Here is a 17,089-nt window from a genome sequence, read left to right on the forward strand (position 1 = left end):
CCGTACACGCAGACGACCCGTGGGCCTGGGTCCCGTCCGCCTAGGTCCGGACGGGAGCCGGCCGGACTGACCGGCGGCCCACGGGTCGGGTGACTGCGTGGTTGTCGGCAGGTGGCCTGCCGAGGTGCACAAGAGTGCGACGGCAGGCTTAGCCCGCAGTCACCTCACGAGTCCGAAAAGAAACCATTTTTTCGGATCACCTCCTTTCGCGTGTGACCCCACCCTAAGAAGCGCCTCGCGGGGACTCAACTGTTTTTCCCGTCCGCTTTTCTCCGCCGTCACGCTCCGATGCGGGCCCGATGCGGTGCGGATAGCCCGCGCGATACGGCCCCCGATACGGCCCTCCGGTTGGCTCGTCGCCAGTTGACCGAGACCGACGAGCGGGGGACAGATGGCAACCCTTGGCGAGGAGCGCACGCGGGGCACGGTGGTGCAGAAGTTCGGCGGCAGCTCGCTGGCGACCACCGAGCACGTGCGCCGGGTGGCCCGCCGGATCGCCCGCGTCGCCGCGTCCGGCCTCCGCGTCGCCGTCGTGGTCTCGGCGCAGGGAAAGACCACCGACCACCTCATCCGCACCGCCGGGGAGATCAACCCCGACGCCGACGGCCGCGAGCTCGACCAGCTCCTCGCCACCGGCGAGGCCGCCTCCGCCGCCCTGATGGCGATGGCCCTCCAGCGCATCGGCGCCCCGGCGACCGCCCTCTCGGGCGCGCAGACCGGCATCCTCGCCTCCGGGCCGCCCGGCTCGGGCGTCATCGTCGCCATCGACACCGAGCGCGCCGAGCGGCTCCTCGACGCCGGCCGGGTCGTCGTCCTCGCCGGATTCCAGGGCGTCGACGCCGACGGCGACATCATCACGCTGGGCCGCGGCGGCTCGGACACCACCGCCGTCGCCGCGGCCGCCGAGCTCGGCGCCACCCACTGCGAGATCTACACGGACGTCCCCGGCGTCCTCACCGCCGACCCCCGCCTGGTCCCCACCGCCCGGCTGATGCCCCGGCTCGACATGGACGTCATGGCGGAGATGGCCTTCGCCGGCGCCAAGGTCATGCACTCCCGCGCGGTCGAACTCGCCGCGCTGTGCGGGCTCGACATCCACGTCGGCCACTCCGCGGCCCCCGAGGTCGGCACGCGTATCCACGCCACCGCACTCCACGCCACCGCACCCCAGACCACCGCACTCCACACCCCCGCACTCCACACGCCCGCGCTCCACGTCGGCGCCCCCCACGCCGGCGCACCCCACGCGACCGACGGAGAGACCATGCTCGAGACCCAGGCCGCCGTCATGGCGGTCGTACACGACCAGGACGCGGCGCGGGTCACCGTCCGCACGTCCGGGACGGCGGAGAACCCGGCGCTCACCGTGTTCCGCGCGCTCGGCAGGGAGGCCGTCCCCGCCGACATGACCTCCGTGCACGAGGAGCGCGGCGGCGGCCACACCATCGGCCTGACCGTGCCGCACACCCGCCTCGCGGCGGTACGCGAGTTCCTCGCCGCGCACGCCGCCGACGGCGCCGACGCGCTCACCGTGGACGACTCCGTGGCCAAGGTGTCGATCGTCGGCAAGGGCCTGCTCAGCCGCCCCCAGTACGCGGCCCGGATGCTGTCCGCGCTCACCGACCGCGGCATCCCCGCCGGCGCGTTCTCCGCCTCGCAACTGCGGATCTCGGTGACCGTGCCGCGGACCGAGATGGACCGGGCGGTGCGGCTCCTGCACACCGAGTTCGAGCTCGACGGCTCGTCGGACGACAGCCCGCTGACCCTCGCCGGCCGGACCTGACCCCTCCGGCCCCACCCCTCCGGCCCGGACCCGCCCGGCCCCCGTGACCTGACTGACCCACCCCCCTGGGAGAACCGATGACCGACCAGTTGTCCTTCGCCCGCCGCTTACGGCTGCGCAGGCTGTACCGCCATGCCCCGGACCGGCTCCTCGTCGTGCCGCTCGACCACTCCGTCACCGACGGCCCCGTGACCGGGGGCAGCCGGGTCGGCGCGCTCGTCGGCGAACTGGCCCGCCACCACGTGGACGCCGTCGTGCTGCACAAGGGCGCGCTGCGGCGGATCGACCCCGAGTGGTTCGCCCACACCTCGCTGATCGTGCACCTGAGCGCCAGCACCGTGCACGCCCCCGACCCGAACGCCAAGTACCTGGTGGCGGGCGTCGAGGAGGCGCTGCGGCTCGGTGCCGACGCCGTCAGCGTCCACGTCAACCTGGGCGCCGACGAGGAGCGGGAGCAGATCGCGGACCTGGCCGCCGTGGGCGACGCCTGCGACCGCTGGAACGTTCCGCTGCTCGCGATGATGTACCCGCGCGGCCCGAAGATCGACAACCCGCGCGACCCCGGCCTGGTCGCCCACGCCATCCAGCTCGCCGCCGACCTCGGCGCCGACATCGTCAAGAGCCCGTACGTCGGCTCGGTGGCCGCGATGCGGGACGTCACCGCCACCGCCGCCGTCCCGGTCATCGTGACCGGCGGCCCCCGCAACGACGACGAGGCCGCCACCCTCGCGTACGTCGAGGAGGCCCTGAGCGGCGGCGCCGCCGGCATCGCCATGGGCCGCAACGTCTTCCAGGCCCCGAACCCCGGCGCCCTCACCGACAAGCTTTCCGACCTCGTGCACGGACGGCGCCCCGCCGTCCCCGCCGCCACGGCCCGCTAGAGAACAGCGCCCGCCAGAGAACACCGCAACAGATCAGGAGAGTTCCATGAAGATGAGCTGGCTCGACATCCGTTCGCTCGGCGAGGCCCGTGAGGCGATCCTCCAGGAGGCGCTGCACCACCGCGTGGAGGCGGTCGTCGCCGACGACACCGAGCACCTCAAGGACCTGCCGCCCACCATCACCAAGGTCCTGTTCCCGCAGAACAAGCCGCTGCCGGAGGACTTCGGCGACGCGACCGTCGTCATCGTCGACCCCGCCAAGCACGGCGTGACCCCGGCCGAACTCGCCCTGAAGCACCCGGAGGTGGAGGTCGGCCGGTTCGTCGAGATCGTCGACGCCCCGACCCTGGAGGACGCCTGCGAGTCGGCGCGCACCGAGAAGTGGAGCGTGCTGCTGTTCCGCGACCCCACCAAGATCCCGCTGGAGATCGTCATCGCGGCCGCGGCCCGCTCCACCGGCTCGCTCATCACCGTGGCGCAGGACGTGGAGGAGGCCGAGATCATCTTCGGTGTCCTGGAGCACGGCTCGGACGGCGTCATGATGGCCCCGGCGAAGGTCGGCGACACCGCCGCCCTGAAGCGGGCCGCCGAGGCCGACGTCCCGAACCTCAACCTCACCGAGCTGCGGATCGTGGAGACCAGCCACATCGGCATGGGCGAGCGGGCCTGCGTCGACACCTGCACCCACTTCCGCGAGGACGAGGGCATCCTGGTCGGCTCGCACTCCAAGGGCATGATCCTGTGCGTCAGCGAGACCCACCCGCTGCCGTACATGCCGACCCGCCCCTTCCGGGTCAACGCCGGCGCCATCCACTCGTACACGCTGGGCAAGGACGAGCGCACCAACTACCTCAGCGAGCTCAAGGCCGGCAGCAAGGTCACCGCGGTGGACGTGAAGGGCAACACGCGTCTGGTCACCGTCGGCCGGGTGAAGATCGAGTCCCGTCCGCTGATCTCCATCGACGCCGAGGCCCCCAACGGGCAGCGGGTGAACCTGATCCTCCAGGACGACTGGCACGTGCGGGTCCTCGGCCCCAACGGCGTCGTCCTCAACAGCACGGAGCTGAAGCCCGGCGACATCGTGCTCGGCTACCTGCCCAGCGAGGACCGTCACGTCGGCTACCCGATCGACGAGTTCTGCCTGGAGAAGTAAGACCTCCTGAAGCAAGACCCCGTGCCGTGCGCTCCCGGCCGTGCCACCCGTCCCGCGGGTGGCACGGCCGGGGCGGTTCACACGGCGGCCGTACGGGCCCCCCGCGCCGCCTCGGTCCCGTCCGGCCCCGGCCGGCGCCGCGCCGCCCGGCTGAGCAGCACCGCCACCGCGCCCAGCACCCCCGCCGCCGCGAACACGGGGAAACCCCACGAGCCGTGGCCGTGGGACAGCAGATAGCCGCCCAGCCAGGGGGACAGCACGGCCCCGAGCCGGCCGACCCCGGCCACCCAGCCCAGCCCCGGGGCGCGCAGCGCCGCCGGATAGAAACCGCCGGCCACCGCGTACACCATCGTCGAGGCGCTGTAGAGCCAGATCCCGGTCACCGTGACGAGGACGTACGTCACCGGCACCGGCATCCGCACCGAGAGCAGCAGCAGCGACACCGCGGTCAGCGCGAACCAGGTCGCGGCCACCGGCACCGCGCCGAACCGGGAGGCGACCCAGCCGGCGAGCAGCATGCCGACGATGCCGCCCGCGTTGACGGCCATCAGGAAGCCGACCGACGAGCCGAGCCCGTATCCGGAGGCCCGCATCAACTGCGGCAGCCAGGTGCTCAGGCCGTAGACCAGCATCAGGCCGCAGGCCGAGGCCAGCCACAGCAGCAGCGTGGCGGCGCGGTGCTCACGGCCGACGAGCGCGGCGACGGCCCGCAGCCGCCCCCCGGACCGCCCCGGCGCCGCCCCGGGCCCTCCCGCTGCCACCGCCGGGTCGGGCAGCCCGTACGCGAGGGCGGTCTCGGCCGCCTCCCTCCGGCGGCCCTTGGCCCAGAGCACGGTGGGCGACTCGGGCAGCAGGCGCAGCAGCAGGGGTACGGCGACGACGGCGGGCAGCACACCGGCGGCGAAGGCCCAGCGCCAGCCGTGGCCGGGCGCCAGCCACAGGCCGACGCCCGTCGCGGTCATCCCGCCCGCGTGATACGCCGACATGAGGACGCCGGTCGCCAGCGGCACCCGCGCGGCGGGCGTGAACTCGGCGACGACGGCCAGGCAGACCGGGATGAGGCCGCCCAGGCCGATGCCGGTGAGGAACCGCCCGGCGCCGAAGACGCCGACGGAACCGGCCACCGCGCACACGCCGGAGCCGGCGGAGAAGGCGACGACACAGCCGACCAGGACCGGGCGGCGGCCGAGGCCGTCGGTGAGGCTGCCGCAGCCGAGGGCGCCGAGCAGCATGCCGAGGGTGGTCCAGCTTCCGATGGTGCCGGCGGTCGCTGCGTCGAGGCCGAACGCGGCGTCGTCCAGCATGTACGGCAGCCCGGCGCCGTACACCATGACGTCGAAGCCGTCGAAGAAGACCGCCGCCCAGCACAGGGCGAGGACGGCCGCGGGTGAGTGTCTTCGGGCGGACACGATGACCTCCACAGGGGTGGGGACGAAGGGGCGGGGAGACACGAAGGCGCCGGACCCCGGCCTCCGAGGAGGTCCGCGGTCCGGCGCCCGGCGGGTGCTACTTGTCGTAGCGGTACCACTTGGTGTGGTCGATCAGGTCGCGCGGCGTCATCGTGTGCCACGGACCCAGCGGGGTGTTGATGTCGGGGACGTCGGTGGTGGGCTCCAGGGGCAGGTAGTGCGGAACCTCCGGGTTCCGCTGCTGCCACAGCGCCCAACAGCGGTCGATCATGCAGTGGTTGAGGAAGAACACCGGGTCGTTGGGCGAGCCGATGTACATCATGTGGCCGCCGACCCACACGTGCCCGGCCGCGTGCAGCTTGCCCGCGGCCTCCTCCCAGGCGAACTTGGTGTAGCCCTCCAGGTGGTTGCGGAAGCTCGCGTACGGCGGCTCGCTGCCCGAGGTGTGGTTGAACGGCGCCGAGTCGTACACCTTCAGGGCGAGGGTGTCGTCCAGCTCCTTCGGGGTGGGCAGCTTGTCGGTCAGGGTCCCCATGTCCCGGACCAGGTAGTCCCGGTCGTCGTGCGTGTAGTTGCCGTTCAGGGCCGGGTGCTCGTCGCCGACGGGGACGACGCTGATGTTGAGGACCCAGCCGTTGTCACGGGCGAACGGGCCGGTCATCACCCGGCGGTCGCCGGGCCGGCCGTTGCCGCCCATGAAGTCCTCGTCCCACAGCGGGGAGTCCTCGCCGTGGTCGACGGTCCAGTCCCAGTACGGCAGGGTGACGCGCGGGTCGACCTTCTGCAGCTCCCGCTCGAAGCGCAGCAGGTACTGGCGGTGCCAGGGCAGGAAGCCGGGGTTGATGTGGCCGAGCCGCTTGCCGGTCACCTTGTCCAGGTAGTCCTGCGAGTTGATCCGTATGTGCAGGTCGACGAAGCGGTCGTAGATCCCTCTCCGCTTGATCTCCTTGACGGCGTGGATGAATCTGCGCTTCTCCTCGCGGGTCATGTCGAGGTGGTTCTTGCGTACGTGCACCATGGCGGGGGCTCCCTCTCGGGCGGGCGGCGGGTCAGGCGGGCGTCGTGGCGTCCATGACGTGGGCGCCGTGGACGGTGGGGAGCAACTGGGCCCCGCGGAGCTCCTCGACGGCGCGGCGGGCGGCGACCAGCGGGGTCGGCGCCATCTCGTAGTGGCACAGGGAGCTGAGGTAGGCGTCCTCGGCGAACTTCATGAGGTGCAGCGGGCGCCCGTCGATGAACACGCCGCCGCCGGCCGCGGCGGACGCGACCCGGATGGTGCGGCCCTGGTAGGTCTCGGTGTAGTCGTCGTCCCCGGCGGCGGCCTGCCCCGCGGCCCGGTCGGCGGTCTGCGGGGCGTCCTCGGCGCCCACGGCGCCGGTGGCGAACGGGACCGCGGCGGCGGAGGCGGCGAGGGCGGTGCCGGCGGTCAGCTTGACCATGTCGCGTCGCTTGATGGACACGGTGTTTCCCTTCGTGAGGCGGAGGTCGGCTGCGTCAGGCGGCGGCCACGACGCCCTTGGGCTCCAGCAGGAACTGGGTGTAGTTGTCGTCGTGCGGGATGCCGGGGACCGCCGTCCACGGCAGGACCGTCCCGCGCGTGACCTTGCGGACGCTCGGCTCGCGCACGGCCGCGTCGACCAGCTCCTCGTCGTCCGTGAGGAGGTTGAGGACGAGCGACCCGCGCAGCGGTGCCACCCCGTCGGCGGGCGTCCAGGGGGCGACGACCACGAACGGGAAGGGCAGCTCGGTGCCGACCGCCGGATGGTCGGCCCGGTCCACGGAGAGCACCAGCGGGCGCAGCAGCCGGGAGCCGTCGGCCAGCTCGACGACGGTGCCGGCCGCGTCCGGGTCGAAGGCGGTGCTGTGGTCGGTCACCCCGGCGGCCGCCCGCAGCTCGGCCACCTGGCCGCGGATCCGCTCGGCCCGCTCGCGGTCGGCGACCAGGAGCGTCGCCCCGGCCGTCGTGGCGGGCACGCTCGGCAGGGCGGCGAGCCGGCGGGCGAGCGCGTCGGCGACCTCTCGCACCGGGCGGGTGGTGAGCACCGCCGACAGGTTGGTGCAGCGGGTGCCGCCGTCGAAGGACGCGGAGAGCGCCAGGTGCCCGACGACCGCGTCGTCCGGCTCGGCGTCGAGCAGCGCCTTGGTCCGCCCGGGGCCGCGCACGGCCACCGACTCGTCGCCCTGCCACCGTCGTACGGCGCTGTCGCCGCCGTACACGATGCCCCGGTCGGCCTCCTTGAGGAGGAACTCGCCGGTCTGGTGCGCGGCCGGCAGGACGGCCAGTTTGTGCGCGGGCAGTCCGGCGGCGAGCAGCGCCCGGGCCAGCCGCAGCGGGGTGAAGGGGTCGCGGCTGCCGGGCTTCACGGCGACGCTGTAGCCGTGGAAGAGGGCCTGCGCCCAGGTGACGCTGGGGGTGGGGTGGTTGCTGGCCATGACGGCGGCGAACACCCGGCCGCGCGCCACCCAGCGGGTGGTGAAGCCGGAGCCGGCGTGCGGGCCCCGCTGGGTACCGGCGGCCGGGCCGAAGCGGGTGCCGGGCAGTTCGGCGGCGGTCGTCTCGGTCAGTTCGCGCAGCTCGTCGACGAGGTCGCGGACGGACTGGGCGACGGCGGCGGAGGTGAGCCCGGTGGCGTACGAGACGCGGGCCGCGTACTCCTCGGGCGACTCGCCCTCCAGGGCGGCGTGCTCGAAGAGCTCGGCCGCCTTGTCGAAGACGTCCTGGTCCACGGGGCGGCCGTCGGCGTGGGTGCGCAGCTCGCGCAGCGCGGCGAGCGCCATGAGGCGCGGGGCGGTGCCGACGTCGGCGAGGTCGCCGCCGCGGACGTCGGGCAGCCGGGTGCGGTCGGAGCTGGTGACGGTGCGGCCGCAGACCAGCGGGTCGACGGTGAGCGGGGTGGCGTCGGTGAGCGGGGTGGCGCCGGCCATCAGTAGACCCCCTCGATGACGCGGACGTCGTCGACGGCCCGGTAGGTCTGGACGTCGGCGAGGCCGTCCACGGGGGAGCCGGGGCGCGGGGCGACCCGGATCGCGCTGTCCCGCTCCAGGATGTTGGGCAGGAACATCTCCTCCGCGACCAGGTGCAGCCGGACCCGGCCGCGCTCCCCGTACGGCACGGGCCGGCCCTCGTCGTCGACGAGTTCGAGGCGGGTGGTGGCCGGGTACGGCTCGAAGACGCAGGGGTGGGTGTCGCCGGGGGCGGCCGGGCGCTGCGGGGCGACGCCCATGAGGCTGTTGCCGTAGACGCCGACGACGGCGGCGTCGGGGAAGAACTCCCGGTCGAGCATGCGCAGGTTCTCGGCGCTGATGGAGGTGCCGGCCCAGATGATGGCCTTCACGTTGCTCCGCACCAGCTCGTAGAGGCCGGGGCGGGCGCAGATGGCCTCCAGGAGCGGCGGGGTGGAGCTGAGGACGGCGACCTTCTGGGTGGTGAGGATCGTCTCGGCCTGGTCGAGCAGGTGCTGGACGTAGCGGTCCGCCTCGTCCTCGCGGCCGTCGCCGAGGAGACGTTTCACCCAGCGCGGGTCGAGGTCGATGGTGTGGAAGAGGGCGCCGGACAGGGCCGCGTAGCGGGAGACGTCGTAGCCGATGACGTGGGGGCCGCTGGGGCCGAGGTGGAGCCAGTCGCCCTCGGCGGGCACCCCGCTCTCGATGAGCCGTTCGCGGGCCCAGACGAGGAGTTCGGCGCGGGCGGCGCTGTCGACGATCCGCTTGGGGGAGCCGGTGGTGCCGCCGGAGTCGTAGACCCGGAAGACCCGGTCCTTCAGGCCGCGGGGGATGAGGTCGCCGACGGGCACGGTGCGGAGTTCGGCGCTGACGTCGGGGAAGCGGGTGAGGTCGGCGAGGCCGCCGATGTCGGTGAGCGGGTCGAAGCCGAGGCTGTCGCGCTTGGCGAGCCAGAACGGGGAGCCGGTGTCGGCACCGAAGTGCCAGGCCATCGACTTCCGTATGTGAAGGTCGAATTCCGTGTCGGTCATGGCGAGTACTGGTCTCCTTCAACGCGAAGAGGCGCCGACGGTGTTCATCCTTCGGTCGGCGCCTATCGCGGCTGTATTGGTGTTGTTTCGCGTCGGGTCCGGTGTCCCGGGGGTCCGGGTGTCCGGGTGACCCGGCGGGCCGGGTCGGGGGCGGTGCCCGGCCCGCCGGGTCAGTTCTTGGAGCCGCCGGTGGAGCGCAGGGTGAGCGCGGAGACGGCGGCGATCAGCGGGAACACCGCGACGACGGCGAGCACGTCGGTCATGGACATCGACTTGACGAGCGCGCCGGCGGTGGCGCTGCCGACCCCGCCGCCGACGAAGAAGGTGAGGTTGAGCAGGCCCATCGCGCCGCCGCGCAGGGCGGGTTCGACGTGGGCGGACATCAGGGCGGTGGTGATGACCTGGGTGACGGCGAAGGCGGCGAAGCCGAGCGAGGCGCCGATGAGCAGCGGCGTCGGGTTGGTCACGGCGGCCGACAGGGCGAGGACCGCGGCCATGGCGAGGGCGATGGCGCTCAGCATCACCGACCCGGCGCCGCCGCCCGCGAACTTCCCGGCGAAGCGGGACAGGACGGCGCCGACGACCGCGCCGGGCAGCAGCCACGTACCTACGGCCAGGACGCTCCAGCCGTGCCCGCCGACGAGGATCTGCGGCACGAGGTACATCGCGGCGAACAGGCCCGCGTAGGCGCCGACGCCGGTGAGCGAGGCCCGCAGGAACACCCGGTCGGCGACGAGCCGGCGCGGCACGAACGAGCCCTCGGTGGAGCGCACCCGCTGGATCAGGCCGCCCAGGGACACCACGAGCGCGGCGGCGAGGGCGAGGACGACACCGGCGGACAGGCCGAGCGCGTACGACTGGATGAGCAGCAGGAACGACATGGCGGCGACGGTCAGCAGGACGGCGCCGGGCAGGTCGAGCTTGCGGCCGCTGCCGGCCCGGGCCGCGGCGGCGCGCAGGCACAGCGGCACGGCGAGCAGCGACAGGGCGGGCAGGACGAGCGCGATCCGCCAGGTCACCCACTGGGTGAAGACGCCGCCGGCGAGGGTGGCGCTGGCGGAGAAGACGGCCATGGTGGCGCCGAACCCGCCGAGCACCTTGGGCCGGTCGGCCGGGGGCGCGGCGGCGGACAGCGCGAGGGCGCCGGAGGTCATGGCGCCGGAGCCGGTGGCCAGGACGAAGCGGCCGGCGACGAGGACGCCGATGTTCGGGGCGAAGAGGCAGATGACGGTGCCGAGGGCGAGCACGAGCGAGCCGACGAGCAGCGAGGTGCGCACGCCGCGGGAGTCGGCGAGCCGCCCGAAGAGCGCGGTGCCGACGCCGAGCGCCAGCGCGTGGGCGGTGAGCACCCAGGCGGCGGTGGCCGGTGTGGCGTGCAGGGCCTTGGCGACGTCCGGCAGGGCGACGCCGGCGGCGGTGACGCCGAAGACGGCGGGCCCGAAGAGGGCGCCGTAGCGGAGTCCGGCGGAGCGGGCGCTGAGCACGGCAGCCGGCTGCCCGGGGGCGGTGGACAGGGCCTGGTCGGTGGTCATGGGTCTCCTCCTACGGAGACGAGCGGGGCGGCGTGGTCGGTGGGCGCTGATCGGTGATCAGCGATCGGGGCGGAGGGGCCGGGCCGGGCCCGTTCGGGGGTTGCGGGCCCGGCCCGGCGGGTGGCCCCGGACCGGCGGCGGGAGCGCCCTGGGCAGGTCGGGCGGCTCCGGACGGGTCCGGGAGGTCGGGTCGGGATACGAGGTTCGGTGTACGGGTTCGGGGCGCGGGCCCGGTCGGGCTACGGGCCCCGGCCCGTAGCCCTCAGGCGGCGTCGGGGAGCAGCGCGTGGCCCAGGCGGAAGACGTTGTGCGGGTCGTAGTGCCTCTTCACCCGCAGCAGGCGGGCGAAGGTCTCCTCGTCGAAGCAGTCGGCGGCCAGGGCCGCCGTGTCGGCGCCGGCCAGGAAGTTCAGGTAGCGGCGGCCGGTGGACCAGCGGGAGAGCGGGCGCAGGACGACGTCGGGGGAGCCCGGCAGGGACAGCGTGGACAGGGTGAAGGCACCGTCCCGGCCCACGGCGCCGGGCACGGACGGCTGCCGGGACAGCGCCCCGCCGAGGTGCCGGAGCTCCACCATCGGGTCGGTGCAGTCCGCGCCGGGACCGGCGGCGGCCAGCAGGGCCGCCAGGGCGTCCTCGCCGAACTCCGCCAGCACGACGTTCCGTTCGTGGTAGGGCAGCGGCTCGGTCGGGTCCTGGTGGATCTCGGCCACGTCGCTGTACGGCATCTCGGCGACCGTGTCGGCGAGCGGTGTCCCCGCCTCCCGCAGCGGGCGCAGCAGCCGCGCGCCCTCCTCCTCGTCGCCGGTGAACGCGATCCGGATGTGGACGGCGAGCTCGCCGGCCGGGTGGCCCGGCACCTGGTGCAGCCCGGGCAGCCGGAGCAGGGCCACGGAGGAGGTCAGCGTCTCGGGCACGTCGGCGGTCCAGGCACGCCAGGCGTCGAGCACGGCCGGGGCCTGGGCGCCGGGGAAGTAGAGCCCGCCGCCGTACAGCCGGGCGACCGGCATCAGGCGGAACTCCAGGGCGGTGACGATCCCGAAGTTGCCCTTGCCGCCGCGCAGCGCCCAGAACAGGTCGCCGTGCGTCTCGGGGGTGACGGTGAGGTGCTCGCCGGCGGCGGTGACCAGGTGGACGCGCGTGACGTGGTCGGCCGCATAGCCGTACTGCCGGCCGAGCGGTCCGAGGCCGCCGCCGAGGGTGTAGCCGACGACGCCGACCAGGTGCGAGGAGCCGTTGAGCGGGGCGAGACCGTGGTAGGCGGCGGTGGCGATGACCTGGTGCCAGCGGGCGCCGGCCTCGACGCGGGCGATCCGGGCGATCGGGTCGACGGCGACCGCGTTCATGCGGTGCGTGGTGACCAGGACGGCCTCCTCGGCGGGGGCCGCGATGCCGTGGCCGGTGGCCTGGACGCCGACCGGCAGCCCGAGTTCGCCGGCGAGCCGGACGGCGGCGGCGACGTCCTCGGCCGCGACCGCGCCCACCACGATCGCCGGCCGGTGCCGGCCGATCCGGTTGAAGCCGTCGAGCTCGGCCTCGTAGCCCGGGTCGTCCGGGAGGAAGACCTCGCCCTTCACCTCGGAGACGAGCCGGTCCACCGCGCTGTCCGGGATGACGGAGTGCTGAGGCTGGCGAGCCATGGACGGCCCCTCTCTGTGCGTACGGCGCCACGGCCTTGGGCGCCGGGCCTGGAAACGCCCCGAGTCTCTCGACGACGGGTGGGGCGCTCCATCCCCTGCGGAGGAGGGACTCCGCCCCGGCCTCCCCCCTCAGGTGAGGGGGGAGGACCGGTCAGTGGCGGGTGGGCCCGGCGGCCGCCGGCTGCCCGAAGAGAAGGGTCTCGTCGGGGCGGGACTGCCGGCCCTCCTGCCGGCCGGTGTGCTGGCCGAGGTGCTTGTCGGCGCCGCCGAGGATCAGGCTCTCGATGGACTGGAGCCGTTCGCCGGGGACGATGCCGAGCTCGTCGCGGAAGCGCCGGTGGGTGTCGCGGAACAGGGCGAGGGCGTCGGCCGTCCGCCCCGAGCGGTAGAGGGCGATCATGAGTTGGGCGATGAGCGTCTCGCGGAACGGGTGCTCGGAGACATGGTGGGTGAGTTCGCCGAGGACCCTGCGGTGGTAGCCGAGCCGCAACTCCAGCTCGTAGCAGTCCTCCAGGGCGGAGTGGTAGTCCTCGTGGTACTTCAGGGCGACGGTGTCCAGGAGCGGACTGCCGAGCCCCTCGCCGAGAGGCCCCCGCCACAGGGCGAGGGCCTCTCGGTAGAGCGACGCCAGTTCCAGGTCGGGACGGTCGGCCGCCCCGGCTCTGGCGCGGGATATGAGCTGTCCGAAGCGGTGCAGGTCGATGGTGGCCTCCGGAGCACGCAGCCGGTAACCGGTCTTGTGCGTCTCGATGGTCGCGGGAACGTCGCCGGCCGCGAACTGGCGGCGCAGCGAGGACACGCAGATACGGATCTGACTTCGGGCCGTGGCGGGTGGCGAATCGCCCCAGATGGCGCGGATGAGCCGGTCGACGGCCACCACCCGGTTGCCTTCCAGTAACAGCATCGTCAACAGAATGCGCTGTCGGTTTCCGCTGAGCTTCACCTCGCCGTGCGGACCCTGCACGACAAGGGCGCCCAGGGCGAGAAAAGCCGGTTCTCTGGTCATGGATCTTCCCCCAAGATCGGATTGCCGGTGAATTGGTCGATGTCCGCTTCCGGCGCTCACCAGCTCGGCAGCAACTTTATTCCCCAGCCTTCCGGAGTAGCCAGTCGGTGGCTGATTTCCCTACCCAGAGATGTCAATTCGTCGAGCACGCCCGCCCGGTCGAGCCGCCCCGCGTCGAGGGCCCGCAGACCGGAACGGTCGGCGAGCTCGATCACCCGAATCTTGGCCGGATCGTCGTCGGCGGCCACGAACACGTCGACGGGATGACCGTCGATCAGCCCGCGGTAGATCGACTCGGCGTCGCCGGCGGCACAGGCCCTCACCCAGCGGGCTCCGGGGGCGGCGGCCATCAGGTCGCCCATCGCCGTGCCGTGCGGCTCGGCCCGCGGGACGGTCAGCTCGACGACCACCTTTCCGGTCAGCGTACGGCGGTGACGGCGCAGGAACTCCAGGGATTCGGCCCGGTCCAGGGCGAGGAAGACCAGCCCCGGCCGGAGTGCGTCGGCGGTCGTCGCGGTCACCACGACCCCCGGGGTTCCGGCCATCGCCTCGCGGGCCACCCGCCGCGCCCGGCCGCTCCCGTGCCCGCGCCGGTGCCGGCCGCCGCGCCCGCCGCCGTGCTCGCTCCCACCCCCGCTCCCGCGTCCGTCGCCGGGCCCGGCGACGCGGTCGGCGAGCAGGACGACCGCTCCGGCCGTCGCCGCCCGGCGCGCCATCGCCCTGCCCATCGCTCCCGCGCCGATGATGCCCACCCTCATACGCGTTCCCCATCGCCTGCCGGAAAGTGCCGTCCGAAAAGTTTGGGAATTCTCCCGCCGTCCGCGCCGCGTTTCATCCCCGCATTCGAGGGGGTTTGCCGCGGCACACGGCGACCGTCCCCTTCTTCAAAAGCTTGACCCCGTACGACCGCATGCCCCTGGCCTCCGCCCGCCCTTTTTCCCTACCCCCCAAGTGAGGGGTTGGCGCTCCGCCCGCGGACTGCCAGGATCAAGGGGTGACCAGTGACCGTGTTTCCCGAATCGAGATCGGCCGCGCCGAACTGCTCGCGCGGGCCGCCAAGAGCGGCGACGCCCTCGGCATGTTCGCCGAGGCGTCCCACCACGTGCGCCGGCTCATCCCGTACGACGCCGCCGTCTGGCGCGTCACGGACCCGGAGACCGGCATGATGGCCGCCCCCATCCGCGCCGAGAACCTCGACGAGCACGGCTGCGCCGTCTACTGGGAGACCGAGCTCTTCACCGAGAACGTCAACCTCTTCCGCGACCTCGCCCAGGCCAAGGTGCCGGTCGCCGGACTGCGCGAGGCCACCGGCGACCTGCCGGCCCGCAGCAGCCTCTACCACTCCTTCATGAAACCCCGCGGCCTCCAGGACGAGTTACGGGCCGTGCTGCGCGTCGGCGGCCGCCCGCACGGCCACATCAGCCTCTTCCGCGCCCACGGCCGCCCCGCGTTCGGCGCCGCCGAGTCCCGGCTGATCGAGAGCCTGGTGACACCGCTCGCCCGCCGGCTGCGCTCCTTCGCGGGCACCGCCCCGCAGCCCCTGCCCGACGGCCTGCACGGGCCGGGACTGCTCCTCTTCGACGCCTCCGGCGCCCTGCTGTCCGCCAACGACGACGCCCGCGCCCACCTCGCCGACCTGCCCGAAGGCCCCGCCGTCAGCACCGCCGGGCTCCGCGTGCCCGCCTGGGTCCAGGCCACCGCGCTCAAGGCCCGCGCCATCTCCCAGGACCGCGACCGCGGCCACGCCCGCGTCCGGGTCCGCACCCGCAGCGGCCACTGGCTGGTGTGCCACGCCTCCTGCCTGCGCGAGGCGGACGGCGGCCTCGGCCCGTCGGCCGTGGTGATCGAGCCGGCGAAGACCTCCGAGATCGTGCCGCTGATCGTGGACGCCTTCGAACTGACCGACCGGGAGACCGAGGTGACCCAGTGCATCGCGCGCGGGCTGCCCACCGGGAAGATCGCCGAACAGCTCCATCTGTCACCGCACACCGTCCGCGACTACATCAAGGGCATCTTCGAGAAGGTCGGCGTCTCCAGCCGGGGCGAGCTCGTGGGCAAGCTGTTCACGGAGTACTACGCGCCGTTCGCCGAGCGCGGCATCGTCCGCGTCCACGACTGAGACCGTCCGGCGCGCCGACCGCCGGGGCCGCCCCTCGGCTTCGCCACCCGGCCCCCTCGTGGCCGCCTCGTATCCACCCCGTATACGCCGCGTATCGGTTTTCCCGAAAGGGCTGTGTCCTGGGTCACGTTCCAGTTGAATGACGTCCGGGGGGTGCCCGGATGAGTGGCTCTGCGAGTGACACGGCCGACACGGCGAGGGTTCCCGGTGTTCCGGGGGCCGATCTTCTCGCCGCCCTGCTGGACGGGATGGACGCGGCGCTGTGCGCGCTCGACGCGTCCGGGACCGTCACCCACTGGAACCGCGAGGCCGAGCGGATCCTCGGCTGGACCGCGCGCGAGGCCGTCGGGCGGCGCGGCTTCGACGGCTGGGCGGCCCGCAGCGCCGACGCCGGGGAGACGCTCGCCCGGCTGCTGCGCGCCATGACCGCCCCCGGCCGCCAGGTCCACGAGTTCGCGCTGCTGCGCAAGGACGGCGGACGGGTCCTCGTCCGCACCCAGACCGCCGGGGTGCGCGGCGCCGACGGCCGACCGGCCGGGGTGTACTGCGCGTTCAGCGAGGTGCACGTCCAGATCGACCTGGAGCGGTCCCTCGCGCTGAGCGAGGCGCTGCTCGCGGACGCCGCCTGGGGCGTCGTCCTCGTCGACGTCGACCTGCGCCCCGCCGTCGTCAACGGCTACGCCGCCCGCGCCCTCGGCGCCTCCCGCGGCTCCCTGCTCGGCCGTCCCCTCGGCGAACTCGTCACCCAGGGCGTCGAGGAGCTCGAAGGCGCCCTCCAGCACGTGCTGGCCGCGGGCTCGCCGCCCGCGCCGGCCGACGTCTGGGTCACCCTGCGCGGCGCCCGAGGCGAGCGCCGCCGCTGCTGGCGGTGCGGCTTCGTCCGCCTGGCCTCCCCGCTCGCCGAAGGACCCGAGCCGGTCCCGCTGGGCGTCGGCTGGCTCTTCCAGGACGTCACCGAGGCCCGCCTCGCCGAACAGGACGCCGACCGGCTGCGGTTCCGCTGGAGCCAGTTGCACCGCGCGGGCGCGGCCGCCGCCGAGTGCGAGGACCCGGTGCGGGCCGCCGCCGTCCTCCTGGACTTCGCCCTCGCCGGCTTCGCCGACCACGTCCTGGTCGACCGCGCCGTCCCCGGCGACCGCCTGGTCCGCGCCCTCGCCACCCCGAGCGGCGCCCCCGGACCGGTCGCCCCCGTCGCCGCCGGCGGCATCCCGCTGCGCTACGCCCCGGCCCACCCCGCCCTCCAGGCCCTCGCCCGCCTGGGCCCCACCCGCGCCAGCGCCGCCCCCGGCACCCCCCGCTGGGCCACCGACCGCCTCTGGCCCGCCGACACCACCCACGCCCTCTGCGTCCCCCTCCGCGCCCGCGCCCGCACCGTGGGCGTCGCCACCTTCCTCCGCTCCCCGTCCCGCCCCGCCTTCGAGCGCGAGGACGCCGAATACGCGGAGACGGTCGCGGCCCGGGTGGCGGCGGCACTGGACACGGCGGGCGGCGGGGACTGAAATCCCCCGCAGTCGGTGTCGGACACCCGCGCGATCATGCGGCGGGGTGACGGCCGTGGTGACGAACGTGACGGCTGTGGCGCCGACGGCGACCGGC

Annotated in this window: 14 protein-coding genes; 5 read left to right on the plus strand and 9 right to left on the minus strand. The window is 74.0% G+C overall.

Going from position 1 to position 17,089, the window contains the following annotated elements; translation table 11 throughout:
• Positions 1 to 391: 391 nt before the first annotated feature.
• The 3 genes from ABZ135_RS15640 (at position 392) to griH (ending at position 3,817) form a co-directional block, all read left to right on the plus strand.
• Entirely contained in the window at positions 392 to 1,783 is a 1,392-nt protein-coding gene (locus tag ABZ135_RS15640; RefSeq protein ID WP_356695876.1) for an aspartate kinase, read from the plus strand.
• A gap of 77 nt (positions 1,784 to 1,860) precedes the next feature.
• Positions 1,861 to 2,664, plus strand: coding sequence for a 2-amino-3,7-dideoxy-D-threo-hept-6-ulosonate synthase (locus tag ABZ135_RS15645; protein WP_356695878.1), 804 nt, complete (start codon positions 1,861 to 1,863; stop codon positions 2,662 to 2,664).
• Between the two features lie 46 nt (positions 2,665 to 2,710).
• Positions 2,711 to 3,817 (plus strand): 3-amino-4-hydroxybenzoic acid synthase, encoded by a 1,107-nt coding sequence (griH, locus tag ABZ135_RS15650; protein ID WP_356695880.1) that lies wholly within the window; start codon positions 2,711 to 2,713, stop codon positions 3,815 to 3,817.
• Between the two features lie 77 nt (positions 3,818 to 3,894).
• Here the strand turns inward: griH and ABZ135_RS15655 are convergent, their stop codons facing one another.
• From ABZ135_RS15655 to ABZ135_RS15695, 9 genes are all read right to left on the minus strand, one after another.
• Positions 3,895 to 5,226 (minus strand): MFS transporter, encoded by a 1,332-nt coding sequence (locus ABZ135_RS15655; protein WP_356695882.1) that lies wholly within the window; start codon positions 5,224 to 5,226, stop codon positions 3,895 to 3,897.
• A 97-nt stretch (positions 5,227 to 5,323) separates the two neighbouring features.
• The gene (gene griF, locus ABZ135_RS15660; protein WP_356695884.1) at positions 5,324 to 6,244 is read right to left on the minus strand and encodes a grixazone synthase; all 921 of its coding nucleotides are present in this window, start codon (positions 6,242 to 6,244) and stop codon (positions 5,324 to 5,326) included.
• 31 nt (positions 6,245 to 6,275) lie between these two features.
• Entirely contained in the window at positions 6,276 to 6,686 is a 411-nt protein-coding gene (locus tag ABZ135_RS15665) for a tyrosinase family oxidase copper chaperone (RefSeq protein WP_356695886.1), read from the minus strand.
• Between the two features lie 34 nt (positions 6,687 to 6,720).
• Positions 6,721 to 8,151, minus strand: a complete 1,431-nt coding sequence (locus ABZ135_RS15670; RefSeq protein ID WP_356695888.1) for an aldehyde dehydrogenase family protein — start codon at positions 8,149 to 8,151, stop codon at positions 6,721 to 6,723.
• A complete protein-coding gene (locus tag ABZ135_RS15675) occupies positions 8,151 to 9,200 on the minus strand; it encodes a phenazine biosynthesis protein (RefSeq protein ID WP_356695890.1) in 1,050 nt (349 codons plus the stop codon). Before ABZ135_RS15675 ends, ABZ135_RS15670 begins: the two co-directional genes overlap by 1 nt.
• Before the next feature lie 170 nt (positions 9,201 to 9,370).
• The gene (locus ABZ135_RS15680; RefSeq protein ID WP_356695892.1) at positions 9,371 to 10,732 is read right to left on the minus strand and encodes an MFS transporter; all 1,362 of its coding nucleotides are present in this window, start codon (positions 10,730 to 10,732) and stop codon (positions 9,371 to 9,373) included.
• 262 nt (positions 10,733 to 10,994) lie between these two features.
• The gene (locus ABZ135_RS15685) at positions 10,995 to 12,368 is read right to left on the minus strand and encodes an FAD-binding oxidoreductase (protein WP_356695894.1); all 1,374 of its coding nucleotides are present in this window, start codon (positions 12,366 to 12,368) and stop codon (positions 10,995 to 10,997) included.
• A 151-nt stretch (positions 12,369 to 12,519) separates the two neighbouring features.
• A complete protein-coding gene (locus ABZ135_RS15690; protein ID WP_356695896.1) occupies positions 12,520 to 13,272 on the minus strand; it encodes an AfsR/SARP family transcriptional regulator in 753 nt (250 codons plus the stop codon).
• A gap of 158 nt (positions 13,273 to 13,430) precedes the next feature.
• Positions 13,431 to 14,132, minus strand: coding sequence for a GriS protein (locus ABZ135_RS15695; RefSeq protein ID WP_356695898.1), 702 nt, complete (start codon positions 14,130 to 14,132; stop codon positions 13,431 to 13,433).
• Positions 14,133 to 14,368: 236 nt separating this feature from the next.
• On the opposite strand from ABZ135_RS15695, the gene ABZ135_RS15700 reads away from it, so the two are divergent.
• Complete coding sequence (locus tag ABZ135_RS15700; protein WP_356695900.1) at positions 14,369 to 15,493, plus strand: helix-turn-helix transcriptional regulator; 1,125 nt, start codon at positions 14,369 to 14,371, stop codon at positions 15,491 to 15,493.
• A gap of 161 nt (positions 15,494 to 15,654) precedes the next feature.
• Positions 15,655 to 16,992, plus strand: coding sequence for a PAS domain-containing protein (locus tag ABZ135_RS15705; protein ID WP_356695902.1), 1,338 nt, complete (start codon positions 15,655 to 15,657; stop codon positions 16,990 to 16,992).
• The last annotated feature ends 97 nt before the right edge of the window (positions 16,993 to 17,089 follow it).

It is taken from the genome of Streptomyces sp. NPDC006339 (genome assembly GCF_040612775.1).
In the GTDB taxonomy this organism is placed as follows: Bacteria; Actinomycetota; Actinomycetes; order Streptomycetales; family Streptomycetaceae; genus Streptomyces.

Bases quoted from the DNA above. Each gene is read 5' to 3' on its own strand.
- griH (WP_356695880.1), top strand. From the start codon at position 2,711: ATGAAGATGAGCTGGCTCGACATCCGTTCGCTCGGCGAGGCCCGTGAG.
- ABZ135_RS15695 (WP_356695898.1), bottom strand. From the start codon at position 14,132: ATGAGGGTGGGCATCATCGGCGCGGGAGCGATGGGCAGGGCGATGGCG.
- griF (WP_356695884.1), bottom strand. From the start codon at position 6,244: ATGGTGCACGTACGCAAGAACCACCTCGACATGACCCGCGAGGAGAAG.
- ABZ135_RS15705 (WP_356695902.1), top strand. From the start codon at position 15,655: ATGAGTGGCTCTGCGAGTGACACGGCCGACACGGCGAGGGTTCCCGGT.
- ABZ135_RS15645 (WP_356695878.1), top strand. From the start codon at position 1,861: ATGACCGACCAGTTGTCCTTCGCCCGCCGCTTACGGCTGCGCAGGCTG.
- ABZ135_RS15690 (WP_356695896.1), bottom strand. From the start codon at position 13,272: ATGCTGTTACTGGAAGGCAACCGGGTGGTGGCCGTCGACCGGCTCATC.
- ABZ135_RS15680 (WP_356695892.1), bottom strand. From the start codon at position 10,732: ATGACCACCGACCAGGCCCTGTCCACCGCCCCCGGGCAGCCGGCTGCC.
- ABZ135_RS15670 (WP_356695888.1), bottom strand. From the start codon at position 8,151: ATGGCCGGCGCCACCCCGCTCACCGACGCCACCCCGCTCACCGTCGAC.
- ABZ135_RS15640 (WP_356695876.1), top strand. From the start codon at position 392: ATGGCAACCCTTGGCGAGGAGCGCACGCGGGGCACGGTGGTGCAGAAG.
- ABZ135_RS15675 (WP_356695890.1), bottom strand. From the start codon at position 9,200: ATGACCGACACGGAATTCGACCTTCACATACGGAAGTCGATGGCCTGG.
- ABZ135_RS15685 (WP_356695894.1), bottom strand. From the start codon at position 12,368: ATGGCTCGCCAGCCTCAGCACTCCGTCATCCCGGACAGCGCGGTGGAC.